This window comes from Cyanobacterium sp. HL-69, assembly GCA_002813895.1.
Lineage (GTDB): Bacteria > Cyanobacteriota > Cyanobacteriia > Cyanobacteriales > Cyanobacteriaceae > Cyanobacterium.
Genome location: CP024912.1, coordinates 2,552,823 through 2,570,521, shown reverse-complemented (window position 1 = coordinate 2,570,521; position 17,699 = coordinate 2,552,823). Strand labels below are relative to the sequence as shown.

Below are 17,699 nucleotides of genomic sequence, written 5' to 3'. Positions count from 1 at the left end.
GTCAATTTGTCACCGATACCCCATCAATCACCATAGAAGGAGTATAACAAGAACCACTCCACATATTATCGTTACCTAAATCTTTCACTCGCTCTAAAAGCTGATAAATATTACCAGAAATCATCGTATCTTTTACCCTACCAATTACCTCTCCCTTTTCTACTACATAACCCAAATCCACATTAAGGGAAAAATCCCCTGAAATATCTGCATCGTTACCCAAAAATTGATCCACAATCAAACCATAGTCCATACTTTCCACCAATTTATCAAAGGGCGTATTGCCACCATCCACTACGAAATTAACGAGGCTAGGGGTGGGATAACTACCCAAACTGGGGCGGAAGCCGTTGCCCGTGTTTTTGATGCCCAATTTTTCAGAGTTTTTTTTGTCGCAGTAGAAGTTGGCTATCTTGCCCCCATCAATTAGTTTGTAACTTTGAGTCACACTGCCTTCGTCATCAAAGGGGCAATAGTAAGGTTGTAAATGGGGATTTTGAGCAGTGGAAATGGCGGAGGAAATAACTTTTTTGCCGTGGCAATCATACCAAGGGGAAGATTTATCAACGATGCGCTTACCATCTAGGGCATCACTGACTGTTTCCCAAAGACTGGTAACGGCATTGGGGGTAAACAACACGGGCAAAGGGCGAGATTCAATTGTTCCCTGATTTTTTGCCCATTCTAGCCGTTGGAGAATACTTTTGATTATTTTGCTCAAATCTAGCTTTTGATTGTCATAAACACCGTCATAGATAGCGAGGAAGTCATCTTCCCTTACCCATTCCACCCCCACCGAGGCACTTAAACTGGTGTCGGTATATTGGCAATGCAAACCACGGGAGTTGATGATAGTGGTAGTTTCGGTTTCCCATTCCAAATTAAGGCTACAGAGGATTTCGGGTTGTGCTTCCCGTAAAAGGGCGATCGCCCTGCGTCCTTCTTCCATTAAAATATTTATATCCGCCTTAACCTCAGAAGCAGGATAAATTAAACGATTTTGACCATTAAGTGATGGGGTTTCAGGCTCATTGAGAGCAGAGATAGCCAAAGCCTTATCAATCAAATCATCCCCATCAAAATCGCCGTAGGCAACCGCCAATCCGGGGCAACCATTGCGCCATAGTCGTAAAGCCATACCCCCGCCCTGAGAGCTTTCTATCTGCTTAAGTTTGTTCGCCTCAAAAGAAATGGGCTTAGAGTGCGATCGCACTTCATACACCTCCACATCATCAACACCACAGCTTTTCGCTAAATCCAATAAACCCTCTGCTTCCACCTTTTTTTCCCTTAATTAACCCCTAACATTATCCACCATTCACTACCCATTATCAATTTCTTCTCCCCCTCTCCAACAAGAAAGACCAAGCTCAAAGCTAAAAATAAAAATAAATAACCCACAATAAAGTTAAAAACAATAAATTAGTGTAGAATAATATGTTTGGGTCAAAACTCGTAAAAATAAAGAAAACTTAACTAGAATTATGTCTCGATATACAGGACCTCGCTTGAGGGTAACACGTCGCCTAGGAGACTTACCCGGGCTAACACGTAAAAACGCACGTCGTCAATATCCCCCCGGACAACACGGCCAAAGTCGCCGTAAACGCTCCGAATACGCCATTCGTTTAGAAGAAAAACAAAAACTTCGTTACAACTACGGTGTAAACGAAAAACAATTAGTTCGTTATGTTAAAAAAGCTCGTCGTGTAGGTGGTTCCACCGGACAAGTATTATTACAATTATTAGAAATGCGCCTTGATAACACCGTATTCCGTCTCGGTATGGCGCCCACTATTCCCGCCGCCCGTCAATTAGTAAACCACGGACACATCAACGTTAACGGTAGAGTGGTGGACATTTCCAGTTATCAGTGTCGCCCCGGAGATGTAATCGCCGTCAGAGATCGTGATAAATCTCGTAAAATTGTAGAAGGTAACCTTGCTAACCCCGGACTTGCTAACCTTCCTAGTCACCTCGAATTCGATAAAAACACCTATGTTGGTAAAGTCAACGGTGTCATCGAACGTGAATGGGTAGCATTAAACATCAACGAACTACTCGTAATTGAGTATTACTCTCGTAAAGCATAGAATATACTTGGAGTGGTGTTGTATGGTACATCAAACTTGTCGGCATACCGACATCAACGACACCACTTGCTATGTTAAAATAATCAATAATCACGTAAACATTTAGTAAATAAAAAGGAGGACATTACATGACCCAAGTGGTTGTGGGACAAAACGAAAATATCGAATCCGCATTACGTCGTTTTAAAAGACAAGTTTCCAAAGCAGGAATTTTTGCCGACATCAAACGTCTGCGTCACTTTGAAACCCCCATCGAAAAGAAAAAACGTAAAGCAGTTGCTCGTCGCAAAAAACGTTTCCGTTAAATACAGCCAAAAAAGGCACTAGACGACAACAATAAAAATTGTATATATAAATTTAGGTAGGCTAAAAGGGGGTGAGTATCAAAAACCAGCCTATCCTAAACATTCTCATTAACTTTTCTGCAGAATATATTTTTACAAGATTTACACTAGCTAAAAACTACCATGACTTTTCCCAAAAACAAAAAAGTCAGTGTCATGGTAGTCTATTCTCAGAAAACAAAGCTAAAGGTTAAAGAAAAGACATATTTTTCTCAGCCTAGTAGCAATAAGGCTTAAAGCTATGTTACATTTTATAAAGAGTTGTTAATAAACAATAGCTCTAATTATCCATAATATTATTACATTATTGACGGCTTATTAATGTTTACAAAACAAGTAACCGATTCTTCCGTTTATAAATGGTTTAACGATCGCCTCGAAGTAGAAGCGATTTCCGATGACATTAGTAGTAAGTACGTTCCTCCCCATGTCAATATCTTCTATTGCCTAGGCGGAATCACCCTTACCTGCTTCCTCATCCAATTCGCCACCGGGTTTGCCATGACTTTCTATTACAAACCCACCGTCGCTGAAGCCTTTAGTTCCGTTCAATTTATCATGAACGAAGTAAACTTTGGTTGGTTAATTCGCTCCGTCCATCGTTGGTCTGCCAGTATGATGGTATTAATGTTAATCCTCCACGTATTCCGTGTTTACCTGACTGGTGGTTTTAAAAGACCCCGTGAGTTAACCTGGATCGTGGGTGTTACCATGGCTGTAATCACCGTATCCTTCGGTGTAACTGGCTACTCCTTACCTTGGGACCAAGTAGGTTACTGGGCAGTTAAAATCGTATCTGGTGTACCCGCAGCAATTCCCGTTGTAGGAGATCAAATGGTAGAACTTCTCAGAGGTGGAGCAAGTGTAGGTCAAGCAACCTTAACCCGTTTCTACACCATCCATACTTTCGTACTACCTTGGTTAATGGCAGTGTTCATGTTATTGCACTTCCTCCTAATCCGTAAACAAGGTATCTCCGGACCTTTGTAAATCATGAGTAACGAAAAACGGCGATTAGCTCACAGTTAATCGTCTTTTTAGTATTCAATAACTTTTACAAAACTCTCAGATATAATACAAGATACAATGGGAGTTATCCCGTATCAATTTCCACTATTTCCTACCATAGAGGAGACAAACTTTAATCATGTCTAACCCCAATTCTCAATTAATCAAAAAACCTGATCTTAATGATCCCAAACTCAGAGCTAAACTAGCTCAAAATATGGGTCATAACTATTACGGTGAAGTCGCATGGCCTAACGACATTCTCTATATGTTCCCTATTTGTATCTTAGGAGCATTAGGCTTGATCGTTGGTTTATCTATCTTAGACCCCGCTATGATTGGCGAACCCGCAGATCCTTTCGCAACGCCCTTGGAAATCTTACCTGAGTGGTATTTATACCCCGTATTCCAAATCTTGCGTGTACTACCTAACAAACTTTTAGGGATTGCCTGTCAAGCAGCTATTCCTTTAGGACTCATGTTAGTACCTTTCATCGAAAGCGTAAACAAATTCCAAAACCCCTTCCGTCGTCCCATTGCGATGACTGTATTCCTATTTGGTACTTTAGTTACCCTTTGGTTAGGTGCTGGATCTGTATTCCCCATTGATGAGTCTTTAACCCTAGGCTTATTCTAAATCACGGCTTCTTGTCATATTTTTGAACTAAAATTCAAAATTTAATAAAACACAAAGTATCTCCGATCGCCCTTAGACTTGTTTTTGATAGGTTTATAGATGGTCGGAGATATTTATTTAAGGTTTAAAACACTATATAATCAAGTAGTAAAGTAACATTATTAGATATGGTCGAATTTAACTGGATTACAGGCTTAGGAGGAGGAATCCTCATCGGCATTAGTGCCACCATTTTACTAGCCTTTGATGGACGTATTGCAGGGATTAGCGGAATGTTGAACGGAGCAGTGGATTGGAAGTCAAAAGAATATTGGCGCTGGTACTTTTTGGGGGGAATGTTGTTAGGAGGGCTAATCTACGAATATTTTTTACCCTTTCTTCCATCTACCCCCATACCCGATGCTAAGCCATTAATTATGATGGTCGGTGGCTTATTAGTGGGCTTTGGCACAAGAATGGGCAACGGATGTACCAGTGGTCACGGAGTCTGTGGATTAGGAAGATTCTCCGCTCGTTCATTGGTGGCAGTCATCACATTTTTAATAACTGCCATGGTCACAGTTTTTATTACTAATTTAATTACTTAACTTTTTACAAGACAAGATATATTATCCCTTTTTAAAAAAAGTAATTTATTTCAAGTTATTGTAGATTAATTTAGTAAATAAATAAAAATCAAAAATATTAATAAACAAAATAAAAAATGAACAATAAATTTAACTTAATATCCTTAATAAGTGGCTTATTATTTGGTTTAGGACTAGGTATATCTCAGATGGTAGATCGCACTCGAGTCATCGGCTTTTTAGATGTCACAGGAAATTGGGATCCTACCCTAATATTTGTTTTAGGTGGTGCCGTAGGAGTCACAGCTATTACTTTCCGATTTGTTTTACCCATGAGAAAACCTATCTTTGCCGAGAAATTTTATCTACCTACTCGCAATGATATAGACTTATTTCTAGTTTTAGGAGCCGCAATTTTCGGCATTGGTTGGGGAATTTCTGGTTACTGTCCAGGACCTGCCGTTACATCTTTAGTTCAACAAAATGTTAATCCTTTTATATTTATAATTGCCTTTTTTATTGGCTCTTTTAGTTTTAAATATTAGCAAAAAAACAATTAATCATCTTAATTTATAAACTCAGTGGGGTGATAATCACCCTGTAGAACCCATATAATATACTAAGAAGCAGTGAGTCTTTTTAAGAGTAGCAAACATTGAGTCCAAGTTAATTTTTTTTACTTTTTCTGTTAATTACTTGTGAAGTTCACACATCACTATTTCAAAGATTTCTTCTTTTTTCTAGTTTTTATAATCCCAATAAACGGTAAAATAAGGAGATAAATTATTTGGTAAATTATACCAATAACAGATATTTTTGAGTTGATAAAAAATACTATCCCAAATTTGTCTTTGAGACCATTTTAGTGGGGACGTTCTTTTCTTTTTTGATAACAGAGGTTTAATTATTTCCTATTCTTAATCACTTAAACTACTAGAGTAAGCCATTCTTCTACTTATCAATTTGTTTTTCTCAATATCCTACTAGATACCAAATAGACCATACAATAAAAAAGCCAAATTATGAGTAATGACGACGAAAACGATGATCTAATTTATCTCGTTTTTTTTGATTACAATTAGCACAAAGGGTTTGTAAATTACTCATATCATTACTTCCTCCTTTGGCAAGGGGTATTATATGATCAATATTTAAGGTGCTTTCTTGGCTTTGTTTGCCACAACTTTGACAGCGATAGTTATCCCTTTGATAAATATATTTTCTCACTTCTGAAGGAATGGGAATCCTTGGGGTTTTCTTCTTTTTCATGGTTATTTAGGCAGGGAACAGTGAATGGTGAACAGGGAATAGTGATAATATTTTAATGTCTTAATTTCTAGCATTATTCAATTATGTTTGATACCACGATTAGGCAATACCTTTAAAATTATCTCGTGACAGATGATGATGGAGGAAAAGCACCTCCTAATCTGGTGGGTTGTTGATATACTTTGACGAGGGTGTTTAAATCTCTGGGGGATATGGTGGGGATATTGCGAGTTTGGGCATGATACATCATATCGCCTTGGTGGGGGCTATGTCCCCAAATTCCCAGGGCGTGTCCTAATTCATGAGTGATATTATTAACCCAGTAGTCAAAGGTTTGATGGGGGCTAACTTCGATTATCATTTGATGTTTTAATTTTGCTGGTTGGGTTTCGGTGGCATAAAATTGGACGGTGGCAGTGGCAGAGGTAATTCTGGGCAAGTCAAAAAGCCCTGTTTCGGGGTTAAATTTTTCTCTAATTTGGGGCCGTTGACGACGAATGAGAATATCTGCACCAACTTCTGTTTCGACTATTTGTAAAGGTATATAAGGGTGCCAAGATGCGATCGCACTTTGGGCAGCTTTTTCCCATTGTTGGTATCTTTGATAAGCTGATTCAGAAAGATTATTTTCAGGGGGGGCAATATACACCTTAACGGGAAATTCTGACCAAATCAAATGTCCTACTAAATGAGGTTCAAGGTTATCAAAATAGTCTTCTTTTATGTCTATATTAAGGGAAGCTAGGGAAGGGGGCAAGGGAAAAGTATGGGGAGTTGGCAATCTATTAGTAATATCTGAAGCTGTTACTAATTCCGAAAAAATAATAAGAATAAATATAGTTAATAAAAATCTGCTAAAAAAGTTTTTAATATTAGTTATGAATTTCATCAAATTTTTCTAAGAAATGATTGCATAAAATGACGTAAAATCTTAAACAAAGTTCATTTTTTCATCATCATATTCTCAGTTTGCTTCATTATTTTCTCGAATGTTTCACAGGGTTTACTCACAAGGGGAATGGTGGAGGGAATTTTACCCTGTTTCATCATGTCATAGTTATTATAGGCGATCGCCTTTAGGGTGTGTAATAATTTTTCTCGGTGAGAAGTGCCTAATCCTGTGATGGGAGAAGTGGTTAAGGAGTTGTTTCTTTTCCTTCTAAAATAGCCAAATTCAGGGCTATTATATATCTTAAGGTGAAAGTGAGATCTCAGCAAAAACTCTGTGTCAGCACCATATAAAAGGGCATTGGCAAAGCCATTTACCCCTAAAAAAGCTGAACGTTTAATCAAAGAAGTGGGATGCAATAAGGGATGTCCTGGTTTTTTTTGTAGTGCTCGATTCACATTCAAAGGATAAGCCACAGGATTAACAGTATGGTTAATATCATCCACACGATATTCTTGAGTGCCTACCATATCCGCCCCCATTTTATCCATTAATTCTATACTAATCCTGAGGCGATCGACCATAGACCAATCATCAGCATCTTGAAACAGATAATAATCATAATTACTGTCGTTAATTACCGATTGAATTATTTGATAAGGACCTACTTTTTTATTACTTTTGAGTAAGGTTACTTCAGGATAATTTGAACAAATATTTATAGGTGCGTCTGTTGATTTGTCATCTATTACTACTATATCTGTTAACTTATAACTTTGATTTATTAAGCTAAATAAACAATAATCTAACCACTGATTACAATTGTGATGGGGAATAATTGCCATTATTTTTTTAGGCAAAATATTGTCCTGATAATTTCCTATTAAATCGAGTTTTTGACTTTTTATTAATTTAGTGTGACATAATATCTTATTGTTAATAAAGTAGTTTAACAGTTGATAATTATTACCTAAAATACTGTTATCTTCTTGTGATATTTTTTGAATAAAGTCAACTTTTCCTATCCAACTTATACTATCACTTGATAATTCTTGTGCTGTAAGCTCGGGGAAGCTAAAGTTTTGCCAAATTAACCAACAAAAGTCTCTATTACGGAAAATATTATAGTTATCAATAACTTTTTTTTGAATAAAGTCAATTAAATTATCTTCCAAGGTCAAATTTGAGGATAGATTATCGGCATAACTTAAAATCCAACTATTATTATCTATATTTTCTGGTACTTTGATTAAATTGAGATTACTGTCATTAATCTTATTAACAGAAACATGATTATCGTTATAAAATTCAATAAGATAAAATAACATACATTAAAATACTTTTTGCTTAAAATTATATAAACGACTCACCGTGTCAAAATTATTATTAGTAGAAGAAATATTTTCAGACATTAATAAACATTGATAGGCTTTTTCTATTTTTCCTTGTTGGAAAAATAAATGAGCAAAATAATTCATAAAAGGAATAAAAGCAATACTTTTGGTTATCTCTTTCTTTGTATCCTGATTTTGTCTAGCTTTAATGGTATCTAAAAATAAATCAGCATCAATAGGAGTGTCAAAAAATACAATCTGAATTAATAGTTCTTTTAACTCTAAAATAGTTGCATCAGATAACCCATTAAAAGTTATATTAACATTTTGTTTACCTAGTAAATAATCTTCTCTTAGTTTTAACTCTGGAGGTAAATTATCTTGATTCTCACTACCAGAGTAACAGTTTAATATCTTTGCCCAATGGCTAATAATAGAAGGTAAACAATCAATCCCATACTTCGGACAAAAATCTAAATCGGAAATAAATAGAGGTAATAAAGGATCTAGTTTATTAATTAAATAAGAGTCTTTTTGTGTTCTTATTTTTTGAATTCCTAGAGAAACTAATTTTAACTGTAGTTGATAATCATAACTATCTATTTTTATTTTAAAAGAAAGATTTCTCTTTGGTAATAAACTCAGTAATTCTTGATTATTAGTAAAAAGTGCGATCGCCCATAAATCTATATATATTAAAGATAGTTGATTAATGTTATTATATTTATGAAAAAGATTATTTAACTGAGTATGAATTACACTTTCTTTATTAGCTAAAACCATTACAAGTAAATAAAGTTTATCTAGTTTAACTTGTTCATCTAGGCAATAATTATGATTATTTAATAATCGCTCAGACTGTTCCAAAATAACGCTAGGAATATTATAATATATCCATCGATCGCCCTTAACCACATCAAGAAATAGTTGAGAATAATTAACTATATTTAGAGGAGTAAACTCCGCTAAATATTCATCCTGCATAGGGGGATTGGTAGCCTTATACATATTCAAAGGAGATGTAAACTTTTGAATAAATAATGGAGAATTATCAGGAAATATATGCTTCACCTCCTGAGCAAAAAATTGATCAACTTTCCCTGAATTAGCCTTCTGAAGATAACCCACTAATTTTTTATCATCCCTTGTGGAAATAGAGCGATAATAATCAACACCTTCCATAGGGTACATAGATTTACCATGCCCAAAATTATCACTATCTCGCCCCAAAATAGTTAAATTTATTTTGCCATGGGGACAAGAACTATTATGTTCTAAAGTTACCAAATCGCCGTTATAGTACCTAATCATCGGCATCGTATAACTATATAAATCAGTCACTAACAATCGATTGTCTTTTTCTTCTATCAAACACCGCCCTTCATCAATGTGAAGATTTCCACACACAGGGCAAGTAAAACCATATACCCCACATTCTTGACTCCCATATTCTATGATGATAGGACACTCAAATATATCCCGTAAAAGTTGTTTTTGATGGTCAAATAAAGGCTCTCCTGTGCATATTATGGCCTTAACCTCATCAAAATTTATCCGATGGTGGGCTATTAACCCTACTTCACACAACCGACTAGGATAACCCCGCAACACAATGGGTTTTTGCGTAATAAAATTTAGCCACCGTAAAAAATGGTTATCAATACCCCCGATAATGGCATAATCTTGATGACGAAGAGGAAATAGACGGCTGTTAACATTTGCGATCGCCCCTTGTTTGTCAATACCCCACCATGCTAAAAATTTATTTAGACTGGCTAATCTTTTCTGATTCCATAAATCATCCCGAAAAAAAACAAAAGCCTCCTCAGTGGTGCCACTGGTAGCACCACGATAGACAATATTTTGGGTAGTTGCCAATAATTGAGAGGGGGCTTTTCTGATGTCTTGTTTTAAGATTGGGGGAATATTATAAAAAGCCGAGAATAATTCAGCATCGCTACAATTATCCAAAAAATGATCAGTAATAGCCACAGAATTTAATCTTTGAGTGTAAAAAGGAACATTTTTAGCTATCCTTAAAAGTTCCTTTATTTTTTGAGATAAACTAGACACTTTAAATTTATTTTTGATTTAATTTATCTAAAATTTCTGCTTCTAAACTTAAGGCAATATCATTAGAAAAAGAATCTTTTGTCATGTCCAAAACCTTATTATTTGGTGCTAATGATAACATTAAAGGTTTATTACAAAATTGTCCTAAATATTGCAAATAATCAACACTTACCCAACCATCAGAGCGAAAATTAGGGGCGCTCGCCCAACCATATTGAGTATCATAATATGGGGAATATCTGTCTCTGACATAAGCCCATCGCCCAGAGGAATCAAACTTAGCCACATAAACTTGCCAACCGCTAGGAATTGAGCCGACAATTCTTCCCCCCGGATTTGCCCTCAATCTTAAGTCTCCTGCGGAGGTAGTCACTTGATAATATCTTTGAGGATAATCATGGACAGAAAAAGTGGTATCACCGCTTCTTGTGGGTATTCTTTCGGGACATCTCGAAGCAAATAAATTATGAGGAATAGAGTCATGTGAGTTATCTTCAACTTCGGGCTTTTGTGCCGCTTGGCTATTTTCTGCCACCATTAAAGACGCCATTAATGCAAGACTATATGGCAATTTATTATTGTTCATCTTCTTTCCGTGGTTATTATCAACTATATAATTATAGATAACAAAAGTTATGTAAGATCTTTTTTTTTATTAATTCTTAATCTCAAGAAACGACTGATTTTTGTGCCAAAAAGTTCCGATATACAGCAAAAAGTAAATATTGATAACGTTGTTTTCATCAAAATAGTATTAGACTTAGTTAATAATGGCACATCTTATTCCATCTTTTCTTTACTAGCCATACCTTGAAAATTGTCATCACCATAAAAAGTTGCAATCCCTTCTTGAGATAAACCACCTTTTCTTTGTATATTTTTTCTGGATTGTTGTAGCCTTCAAATGGTTACGGAATGAGATATTTTGCGGCTTTGATACGAAGCCATGGGGAGATTTGCACTCATGATGGATGATTGATTAAAAATATCTCAAATATCTTGGTAGAATATTAATAGAGTTAATCATCAATCTGTTAAAAATAGAAATACAATTTTTATTATTACTGCAAAGCGTCTAATAACTTAAACAAAACCACGTAAATATTTTTACTAATCTTTTATTCCAATAACAATGTCGGATATTAATGAGTCTTTTAAAGTCGCAATTCCTCAATTTGTCGGCACCCGACAAGCACACTTATTTAAAACCTTAAAAGTTCCTCAGTTTACGGGGAAACTTATTTTTACTGCCAAAAACGGTACTCAATGGGTATTTTTCATGTATTTGGGTAGAATTTCTTATGCTACAGGGGGAATACATCCATGTCGTCGTTGGCGTAGAAACGTCCTAAAATACGCTCCTGAAGTTCTACACGTATTAGATACTTTTGATCCTAAAATCTTTAACAATAAACAATTTATTCATAATTGGGAATATAATTTATTTTCTTTATTAATAGATGAAAAAATTTTAAATCCCTCTGTTACTAATAAAATTATTCGTGGTATTATCCAGGAAATTTTGTTTGATTTAACAAGAGCAATGGAGGTAAATTTTGATATTGTTGAAGATAAAAATCCTTCTTCGCCCTTAGTTTTTATCGATACTGAGCCTATTATCGTAGAAGTTTGGCAAGATTGGCAAAGATGGCTAGGGGCAAAATTAGCAGATAGATCTCCTAATAAAGCCCCGATAATTCGTCATCATGGAGAGTTAAATCGGCGTACTTCTCCCCAAACTTATCAAATTATGAAGAAGTTATTTAATGGCAAAAATACTTTACGAGATTTACACATTCAGCTAAATCAAGACATTGTTTCGATGACGAGAATGATGATTCCTTATTTTCAGTTAGGATTAATTGAATTAACTCTTACTGAGGATATTCCTTTGCCTTGGTTGGTTAAGTTTAAGCCTTCTTCTATTCATGGGAATAATATTAAAGCTTTATGTATCACGGAGCAAGAGCAAGTGGTAAAAGATGTTAAAACTACGGTAACAGGTCTGGATTATCAGTTTAATTCTTTTAGTAGAGGTGATTTGGCGATCGCATTTGCCCAACAAAACAATCCTCAAGTAATTTTTGTGGATAAGGAAATATCATCTGTAAATGCCTATGATTTGATTAGTAAATTCAAAAAAACCACTGCTTTTCAACAAATACCCATCGTCTTAATTACTGATGATTTGAGTAAAATAGAGCCTGAAGACTATAAATCCGTGGGTTTTTGTGATGTCTTGATTAAACCATTACATGACCAACATATTATTAAGATTCTTAATAAAAACGTTACTTCCACCCCTTAAACCCATAATGTGAAAAGGGGAATCAGTGTTAGACTAGATATGGTAATTCGGATGTGATAAAGGTTTTTGGGTAAAGGTAAAAGGCACAAGAAACAAAAGCCAAACGCCTTTATTAATTAAATATAGTAAATTAGATATAGTATTTAGTGCCTAAAATAAATTAAATAAAATATTAAATAAGTCAGAGATAATTAAATTATGGATGGTTTTTGGGAAAATGTATTGCGTTATCCTCGCTATATGGTGAGCTTAATTTTAGGAATATTTATTTTTTTATGGGAACAAATAAAGCCTTTATTTAAAAATCCTGTGACAGGAATTGCTATTTTTGGGGTATTAATCGGTATTTTTTCTTTCCTTTATTTTACCCTAGAAGCAATGTTAGGACTTAGTGTCACCTAACACAAAAACTTGTATATTAAAAAATTTTAAACAATAAAAAAATGGCTAATAGTCGTCGTATCGAAAAAGTTTCATCTCTGATTAAAAGAGAAGTAAGTCAAATGCTCATCAATGAGATAAAAGATGATCGTGTGGGTGCTGGAATGGTGAGTATTACCCATGTAGAGGTGTCAGGAGACTTACAACACGCTAAGGTTTTTGTGAGTATTTATGGTACTGCAGAGGCAAAGAAAGAAACCATGGAAGGTTTAAAGGCCTGTACTTCTTTTGTTAGGCGTAGTTTGGGGCAAAAAATAAATTTACGTCATACCCCTGAAATACGATTTATGGAAGATTCTTCTTTGGAAAAAGGAGATCAACTAATTCAGTTAATCAACCGTATAACTCCCCTAAAGGAAGAGGAAGTGAGGGCGGAGGAATGATGTTTTTTTTGGGTTAGGGTTAATGCCCTATACCCTTGATTTGATAAAGATTAAAGTAGATCATCATCTACATCGGAATCTTGCTCTTCATAATCATCATCGTCATCATCATCGTCTTCGATGAGTTCGGAGATTTCTTCGTCTTCGGATACTGGTAGGATGTTGACTTTTTCTTCTTTTTCCTCCCGGTACATAATTTTATTATTGCTTTCTAACCACTCTAAGATTGAGCCTTCCTGTTTTAAAGGAATTACAGGCGCTGGTTCGTAGCGCTTTTCTTTACGCAGTGCAGGATTTTTCATAAACTAATATTACGAGCCATATAAATTTCGTCGAGAACATATATTTTACCAGATTATTCATGAATGCGAAAACTAATTTGTTAGGGGCGATCGCCCGTTATAACAGTAAAAAAAATAGGTCTGACAGTGATAAAGTAGAGATTCTCAGTGCCATAGAAGAATTAGAAGACACCAACCCCAATCCTCGCCCCATGGAAAAAAAAGAACTTCTCGACGGAGATTGGCAACTACTGTACACCTCTAGTAAGAGTCTTTTGGGATTAAATAATATTCCGTTGGTAGAAATAGAAAATATTTATCAATCAATTCATACTTCCACCAAAAAAATTTATAACATTGTGGAAATCAAAGGGCTACCCCTTCTCGATAGTGTCATGGTGGTAATTGCTAGTTTAAAAGTAGAATCAGAAAAAAAAGCTGGTGTAAAGTTCGAGCGCACCATAGTTACCCTCAAAAATTGGCTTAAGTATTTATCACCCCAAGACATCATCACCCAAGTTAGTAACAAAAAAAATATCTTTCCCCTCGACATCAAAATTAACCGAGCCTTAGAAAATATGACCAATGCCAACGGCTGGTTAGAAATAACTTACCTTGACCATGATTTACGCATCAGTAGAGGTAATCAAGGGAACATATTTGTTCTTTCCAAAATCTAATCAATGGTATTATCTTTTATTAAATAGCTAAAGTGCGATCGCCATGAAAAACATAATTCCCCGCCCAAAAAAATACTATCCACTGCTCATTACCACCGCCATTATTAGCACCCTCATAACCACCATTAGCCCCAACCTCGAAAAAAATTATCCCCAAGCCCAAGCCCAAACCAGCAGACAACCCATCACCGTAAGGTCTGATGTACAAGAAGCCAACTCAGAAACAGGCATCATCACCGCTAGGGGCAATGTGTATATCGAATTTCCATCCCGTAATATTCAGGCAACCTCCGCCCAAGCCCAATTTTTTAGCCAAGAAAGAAGGCTAGTATTAAACGGTAACGTTCAAGTAATCCAAGACGGCAACAGCATGAGAGCCGAAACCATGACTTATTTGATTGATGAAGGAAGATTTATCGCTACTCCCCAAAATCAAAGGCAAGTGGAATCGGTTTATCTCATTGAAGAAAATAGCCCCTAAATATAGACCCATAGACTGGTTTTTGTCAAAACAAATTCAATGCAGTTAACATTAAAAAACATCCATAAATCCTACGGCAAAAGAGCGATCGTCAATCGAGTTAACCTTAAGGTAAAACAAGGAGAAATAGTCGGCCTACTAGGGCCCAACGGAGCAGGGAAAACCACCACATTTTATATCACCACAGGGCTAATCATGCCTAACCAAGGGCAAGTAACCCTAGATGAGCAAGACATTACCCCCCTCCAAATCAACCAACGAGCCAAACTCGGTATCGGTTATCTTACCCAACAACCCAGTATTTTCCGAAACCTCACCGTCAGAGAAAACATTGAATTAGTCCTCGAACAAACCAACCTATCCTCCCGTAACCGTCACATCAGACTAAAACAACTCATCGAAGATTTTCGCCTCGAAAAAGTAGTTAATACCAAAGGTTCTCAGGTATCAGGGGGAGAAAGAAGACGCACAGAATTGGCCAGAGCCTTGGCAGTAGGTAGGGATGGACCTAAATTTTTGTTATTAGATGAGCCTTTTGCGGGGGTTGACCCCATCGCTGTGTCAGAAATTCAAACAATGATCGAAGGTCTGAAAAATAGAGGTATGGGCATTTTAATTACGGATCACAATGTTAGAGAAACCCTTGCCATTACGGGGCGATCGTATATCATGCGAGAAGGGCAAATTTTGGCTTCAGGCACCGCCGAAGAACTTTATAAAAATTCCCTTGTGCGACAATATTACCTAGGAGATAACTTTAAAATCTAACTCTGATGGAAGAAAAAAAAACAACTCAACCGCTAAAATTCCATATATCTCTGATGGATAAATATGTTTTAGGAGAAATAATCATACCATTCCTGTTTGGTATTGGTTTATTTACCGCCCTAGGACTATCTATCGGTACATTATTTGAATTAATTCGTCGAGTTACCGAATCAGGATTATTTGTGGGAGTAGCGGCTCAGATTTTTTTGCTCAGAGTACCAGAGTTTATCGTTCTTGCTTTTCCCATGTCATTGCTTCTGGCTACCCTGGTGGCTTACAGTCGTCTCTCTAGCGACAGTGAAATTATCGCCCTTAGAAGTGTGGGCATTAATCTGTTTAGGTTAGTCATCCCTGCCTTGATATTTAGTCTTTCTATTACGGGAATTACATTTTTTATTAATGATGTGGTAACCCCTTCCACCAACAGACAAGCAGCTGTTACTTTGCAACAAGCCCTCAATCAAGTGCAACCCAACTTGAGCCAAAGAAATATTTTGTATCCTGAATATGCAGACATTGTCAGCAATGATGGCTCAGTGAATTATGGTTTGGCTCGACTTTTCTATGCCGAAGAATTTAACGGTAATCAAATGAAATACCTTACCATTCTCGACTTTTCGAGGGAGGGAGTAAATCAAGTTTTAACCGCTGAAACAGCCCAATGGAATATTCGTGAAAATATTTGGGACTTTTTTAATGGCACCATATATGCGATCGCAACGGATGGTAGTTCCAGGAATGTAGTCCGCTTCCAACATCAACAACTAGCCCTTCCCCGAGCGCCCCTAGATTTTGCCAATCGTCCTCTAAGTTATAACGAAATGAGCATCAGTCAAGCCCAAAGTTACCTAGAAACAGCCAAACTAGAGGGAAATCAAAATGAAGCCCGTAAACTAGCCGTAAAAATTCAAAGTAAAATTGCCTTACCCTTTGTCTGCATCGTTTTCGCCATGATGGGTTCTGCCCTAGGCATTCGCCCCCAAAATACAGGAAAGGCCAAAAGTTTTGGGATCTGTATCGCCATAATTTTAGCCTACTACATTATTTCATTCATGGGAGAATCCTTAGCAATATCAGGGATTCTTAACCCCTTTATGGGAGCATGGTTGGGTAATATTATCGGTTTGACCCTAGGAAGTTGGCTTCTTTACATAAATATCAAATAAAGCACCACCGCTTAACTTTTTTACGTTGCAGGGGTGAAAATTTTGTATTGATATTTCGTTAAACTCCATGTCCAAAAGATGATGATATAATAAAGGTGCCGACAATCATTTGGTATTTTCATTATGGCATCTCCCTCTCGAAAAAACTCCCCTGACTATCTAAAATCAAGAATGGGTACTTTTCTAAACCCATTATTCTTGTCTGCGGTCGTAGGATTAGGGGTCATCGGAATTGTAGCTTGGCAATTAATCGTAATCAACGATCAATTTAGACAAAGTAGCCGAGAAGCCTCCCCCCCATCGAGTACAGGAGCAACCGTTGAACTAGAAGAAAATAATAACGGGGTTGAAAATTCTGCTAACGGTAATGGTACTTCAGAAACCACATCACAAAATCCTAATGAGAATCCATCAACATCTCCTCAAAACTCTCCCAATAATGAGGATACATCGGAACTAGACATTAAAGAATTTGATATATTAGGCTCTAGGAATACCATTGAAGGTGGCGATCGCAACACAAATAACCAAACTCGTCTATACGATCAAGTTTTGTCGCTACCTCGTATTTCTCCCCAAGTAAGGCCTTCAGGGGGCGACAGCAGTGGAGCAATCAACCAAGGACTACTAAGCCCCGAATTAAATCAACAAAGACAGTCTTCCCAGATTCCTGTTACCCCTAGTCCTCTAAATCAGGCCGTAGGCAATGTCATGAGCAACTACAACCCCAGTAGCAATATTTATCGCTCCCAAAATCCCCAAAGTAACATCCCCAGTTCAGGGGGGCAAATGTATCAATCCCCTTCGCTTCAGAATAATTACAATGTAGGTAATAATATTAATGGAAATGCTAATACTTGGGTTCCTACTCCTCAGGGGGTTAATGTGAATCCCAATCAGGGGGGGGTAAATATTCCATCCAATAGACCTGCTCAAACAAATCAATCTCCCTTTTAAGTTTCGGTAAACCGTTCCATC

At 36.5% G+C, this 17,699-nt stretch carries 22 protein-coding genes; 14 read left to right on the top strand and 8 right to left on the bottom strand.

Annotated elements, in window-relative coordinates; all coding sequences use genetic code 11:
• Nucleotide 1: 1 nt before the first annotated feature.
• Nucleotides 2–1,279: a TldD/PmbA family protein gene (locus AA637_RS11900; RefSeq protein WP_446682936.1), complete on the bottom strand. Its 1,278-nt coding sequence runs from the start codon at nucleotides 1,277–1,279 to the stop codon at nucleotides 2–4.
• A 205-nt stretch (nucleotides 1,280–1,484) separates the two neighbouring features.
• Here AA637_RS11900 and rpsD point away from each other — a divergent pair, with 205 nt between their 5' ends.
• The 6 genes from rpsD (at nucleotide 1,485) to AA637_RS11870 (ending at nucleotide 5,193) form a co-directional block, all read left to right on the top strand.
• Nucleotides 1,485–2,093, top strand: coding sequence for a 30S ribosomal protein S4 (rpsD, locus tag AA637_RS11895; protein WP_069789355.1), 609 nt, complete (start codon nucleotides 1,485–1,487; stop codon nucleotides 2,091–2,093).
• Between the two features lie 128 nt (nucleotides 2,094–2,221).
• Nucleotides 2,222–2,398, top strand: coding sequence for a 30S ribosomal protein S21 (rpsU, locus tag AA637_RS11890; protein ID WP_015222259.1), 177 nt, complete (start codon nucleotides 2,222–2,224; stop codon nucleotides 2,396–2,398).
• A gap of 360 nt (nucleotides 2,399–2,758) precedes the next feature.
• Nucleotides 2,759–3,427, top strand: coding sequence for a cytochrome b6 (petB, locus tag AA637_RS11885; RefSeq protein WP_446682935.1), 669 nt, complete (start codon nucleotides 2,759–2,761; stop codon nucleotides 3,425–3,427).
• A gap of 157 nt (nucleotides 3,428–3,584) precedes the next feature.
• Nucleotides 3,585–4,082: a cytochrome b6-f complex subunit IV gene (gene petD / locus AA637_RS11880; protein WP_446682934.1), complete on the top strand. Its 498-nt coding sequence runs from the start codon at nucleotides 3,585–3,587 to the stop codon at nucleotides 4,080–4,082.
• Nucleotides 4,083–4,249: 167 nt separating this feature from the next.
• Nucleotides 4,250–4,669, top strand: a complete 420-nt coding sequence (locus AA637_RS11875; RefSeq protein ID WP_446682933.1) for a YeeE/YedE family protein — start codon at nucleotides 4,250–4,252, stop codon at nucleotides 4,667–4,669.
• A gap of 116 nt (nucleotides 4,670–4,785) precedes the next feature.
• Nucleotides 4,786–5,193, top strand: coding sequence for a DUF6691 family protein (locus AA637_RS11870; protein ID WP_446682932.1), 408 nt, complete (start codon nucleotides 4,786–4,788; stop codon nucleotides 5,191–5,193).
• Nucleotides 5,194–5,388: 195 nt separating this feature from the next.
• Here the strand turns inward: AA637_RS11870 and AA637_RS11865 are convergent, their stop codons facing one another.
• The 6 genes from AA637_RS11865 to AA637_RS11840 all read right to left on the bottom strand — a co-directional run bounded on the left by AA637_RS11865 (nucleotide 5,389) and on the right by AA637_RS11840 (nucleotide 10,799).
• Nucleotides 5,389–5,553: a transposase gene (locus tag AA637_RS11865; protein WP_446684585.1), complete on the bottom strand. Its 165-nt coding sequence runs from the start codon at nucleotides 5,551–5,553 to the stop codon at nucleotides 5,389–5,391.
• A 115-nt stretch (nucleotides 5,554–5,668) separates the two neighbouring features.
• Nucleotides 5,669–5,917 carry an HNH endonuclease gene (locus tag AA637_RS11860; RefSeq protein ID WP_446682931.1) on the bottom strand — a complete coding sequence of 83 codons (249 nt, stop codon included), beginning with the start codon at nucleotides 5,915–5,917 and terminating at the stop codon, nucleotides 5,669–5,671.
• Between the two features lie 118 nt (nucleotides 5,918–6,035).
• Nucleotides 6,036–6,806 carry a matrixin family metalloprotease gene (locus AA637_RS11855; RefSeq protein WP_446682930.1) on the bottom strand — a complete coding sequence of 257 codons (771 nt, stop codon included), beginning with the start codon at nucleotides 6,804–6,806 and terminating at the stop codon, nucleotides 6,036–6,038.
• 53 nt (nucleotides 6,807–6,859) lie between these two features.
• The gene (locus AA637_RS11850) at nucleotides 6,860–8,134 is read right to left on the bottom strand and encodes a glycosyltransferase family 2 protein (protein ID WP_446682929.1); all 1,275 of its coding nucleotides are present in this window, start codon (nucleotides 8,132–8,134) and stop codon (nucleotides 6,860–6,862) included.
• Between the two features lie 3 nt (nucleotides 8,135–8,137).
• On the bottom strand, nucleotides 8,138–10,213 hold the full coding sequence (locus AA637_RS11845) for a hypothetical protein (RefSeq protein ID WP_446682928.1): 2,076 nt from the start codon (nucleotides 10,211–10,213) through the stop codon (nucleotides 8,138–8,140).
• A gap of 7 nt (nucleotides 10,214–10,220) precedes the next feature.
• Nucleotides 10,221–10,799, bottom strand: coding sequence for a hypothetical protein (locus AA637_RS11840; protein ID WP_446682927.1), 579 nt, complete (start codon nucleotides 10,797–10,799; stop codon nucleotides 10,221–10,223).
• Between the two features lie 546 nt (nucleotides 10,800–11,345).
• On the opposite strand from AA637_RS11840, the gene AA637_RS11835 reads away from it, so the two are divergent.
• The 3 genes from AA637_RS11835 (at nucleotide 11,346) to rbfA (ending at nucleotide 13,345) form a co-directional block, all read left to right on the top strand.
• Nucleotides 11,346–12,521: a response regulator gene (locus tag AA637_RS11835; protein WP_446682926.1), complete on the top strand. Its 1,176-nt coding sequence runs from the start codon at nucleotides 11,346–11,348 to the stop codon at nucleotides 12,519–12,521.
• Nucleotides 12,522–12,719: 198 nt separating this feature from the next.
• A complete protein-coding gene (locus tag AA637_RS11830) occupies nucleotides 12,720–12,923 on the top strand; it encodes a DUF751 family protein (RefSeq protein ID WP_069789365.1) in 204 nt (67 codons plus the stop codon).
• A 41-nt stretch (nucleotides 12,924–12,964) separates the two neighbouring features.
• On the top strand, nucleotides 12,965–13,345 hold the full coding sequence (gene rbfA / locus AA637_RS11825) for a 30S ribosome-binding factor RbfA (protein ID WP_446682925.1): 381 nt from the start codon (nucleotides 12,965–12,967) through the stop codon (nucleotides 13,343–13,345).
• Between the two features lie 50 nt (nucleotides 13,346–13,395).
• On the opposite strand, the gene AA637_RS11820 is transcribed toward rbfA, so the two are convergent.
• Nucleotides 13,396–13,647, bottom strand: coding sequence for a DUF3134 domain-containing protein (locus tag AA637_RS11820; RefSeq protein ID WP_069789367.1), 252 nt, complete (start codon nucleotides 13,645–13,647; stop codon nucleotides 13,396–13,398).
• A 59-nt stretch (nucleotides 13,648–13,706) separates the two neighbouring features.
• Between AA637_RS11820 and AA637_RS11815 the strand changes: the two genes are divergently transcribed.
• From AA637_RS11815 to AA637_RS11795, 5 genes are all read left to right on the top strand, one after another.
• Entirely contained in the window at nucleotides 13,707–14,306 is a 600-nt protein-coding gene (locus AA637_RS11815; RefSeq protein ID WP_446682924.1) for a PAP/fibrillin family protein, read from the top strand.
• 43 nt (nucleotides 14,307–14,349) lie between these two features.
• Nucleotides 14,350–14,787 (top strand): LptA/OstA family protein, encoded by a 438-nt coding sequence (locus tag AA637_RS11810; protein WP_446682923.1) that lies wholly within the window; start codon nucleotides 14,350–14,352, stop codon nucleotides 14,785–14,787.
• Between the two features lie 39 nt (nucleotides 14,788–14,826).
• A complete protein-coding gene (gene lptB / locus AA637_RS11805) occupies nucleotides 14,827–15,555 on the top strand; it encodes an LPS export ABC transporter ATP-binding protein (RefSeq protein WP_446682922.1) in 729 nt (242 codons plus the stop codon).
• 5 nt (nucleotides 15,556–15,560) lie between these two features.
• Complete coding sequence (locus tag AA637_RS11800; protein WP_446682921.1) at nucleotides 15,561–16,721, top strand: LptF/LptG family permease; 1,161 nt, start codon at nucleotides 15,561–15,563, stop codon at nucleotides 16,719–16,721.
• A gap of 123 nt (nucleotides 16,722–16,844) precedes the next feature.
• Nucleotides 16,845–17,678, top strand: a complete 834-nt coding sequence (locus AA637_RS11795; RefSeq protein ID WP_446682920.1) for a hypothetical protein — start codon at nucleotides 16,845–16,847, stop codon at nucleotides 17,676–17,678.
• The last annotated feature ends 21 nt before the right edge of the window (nucleotides 17,679–17,699 follow it).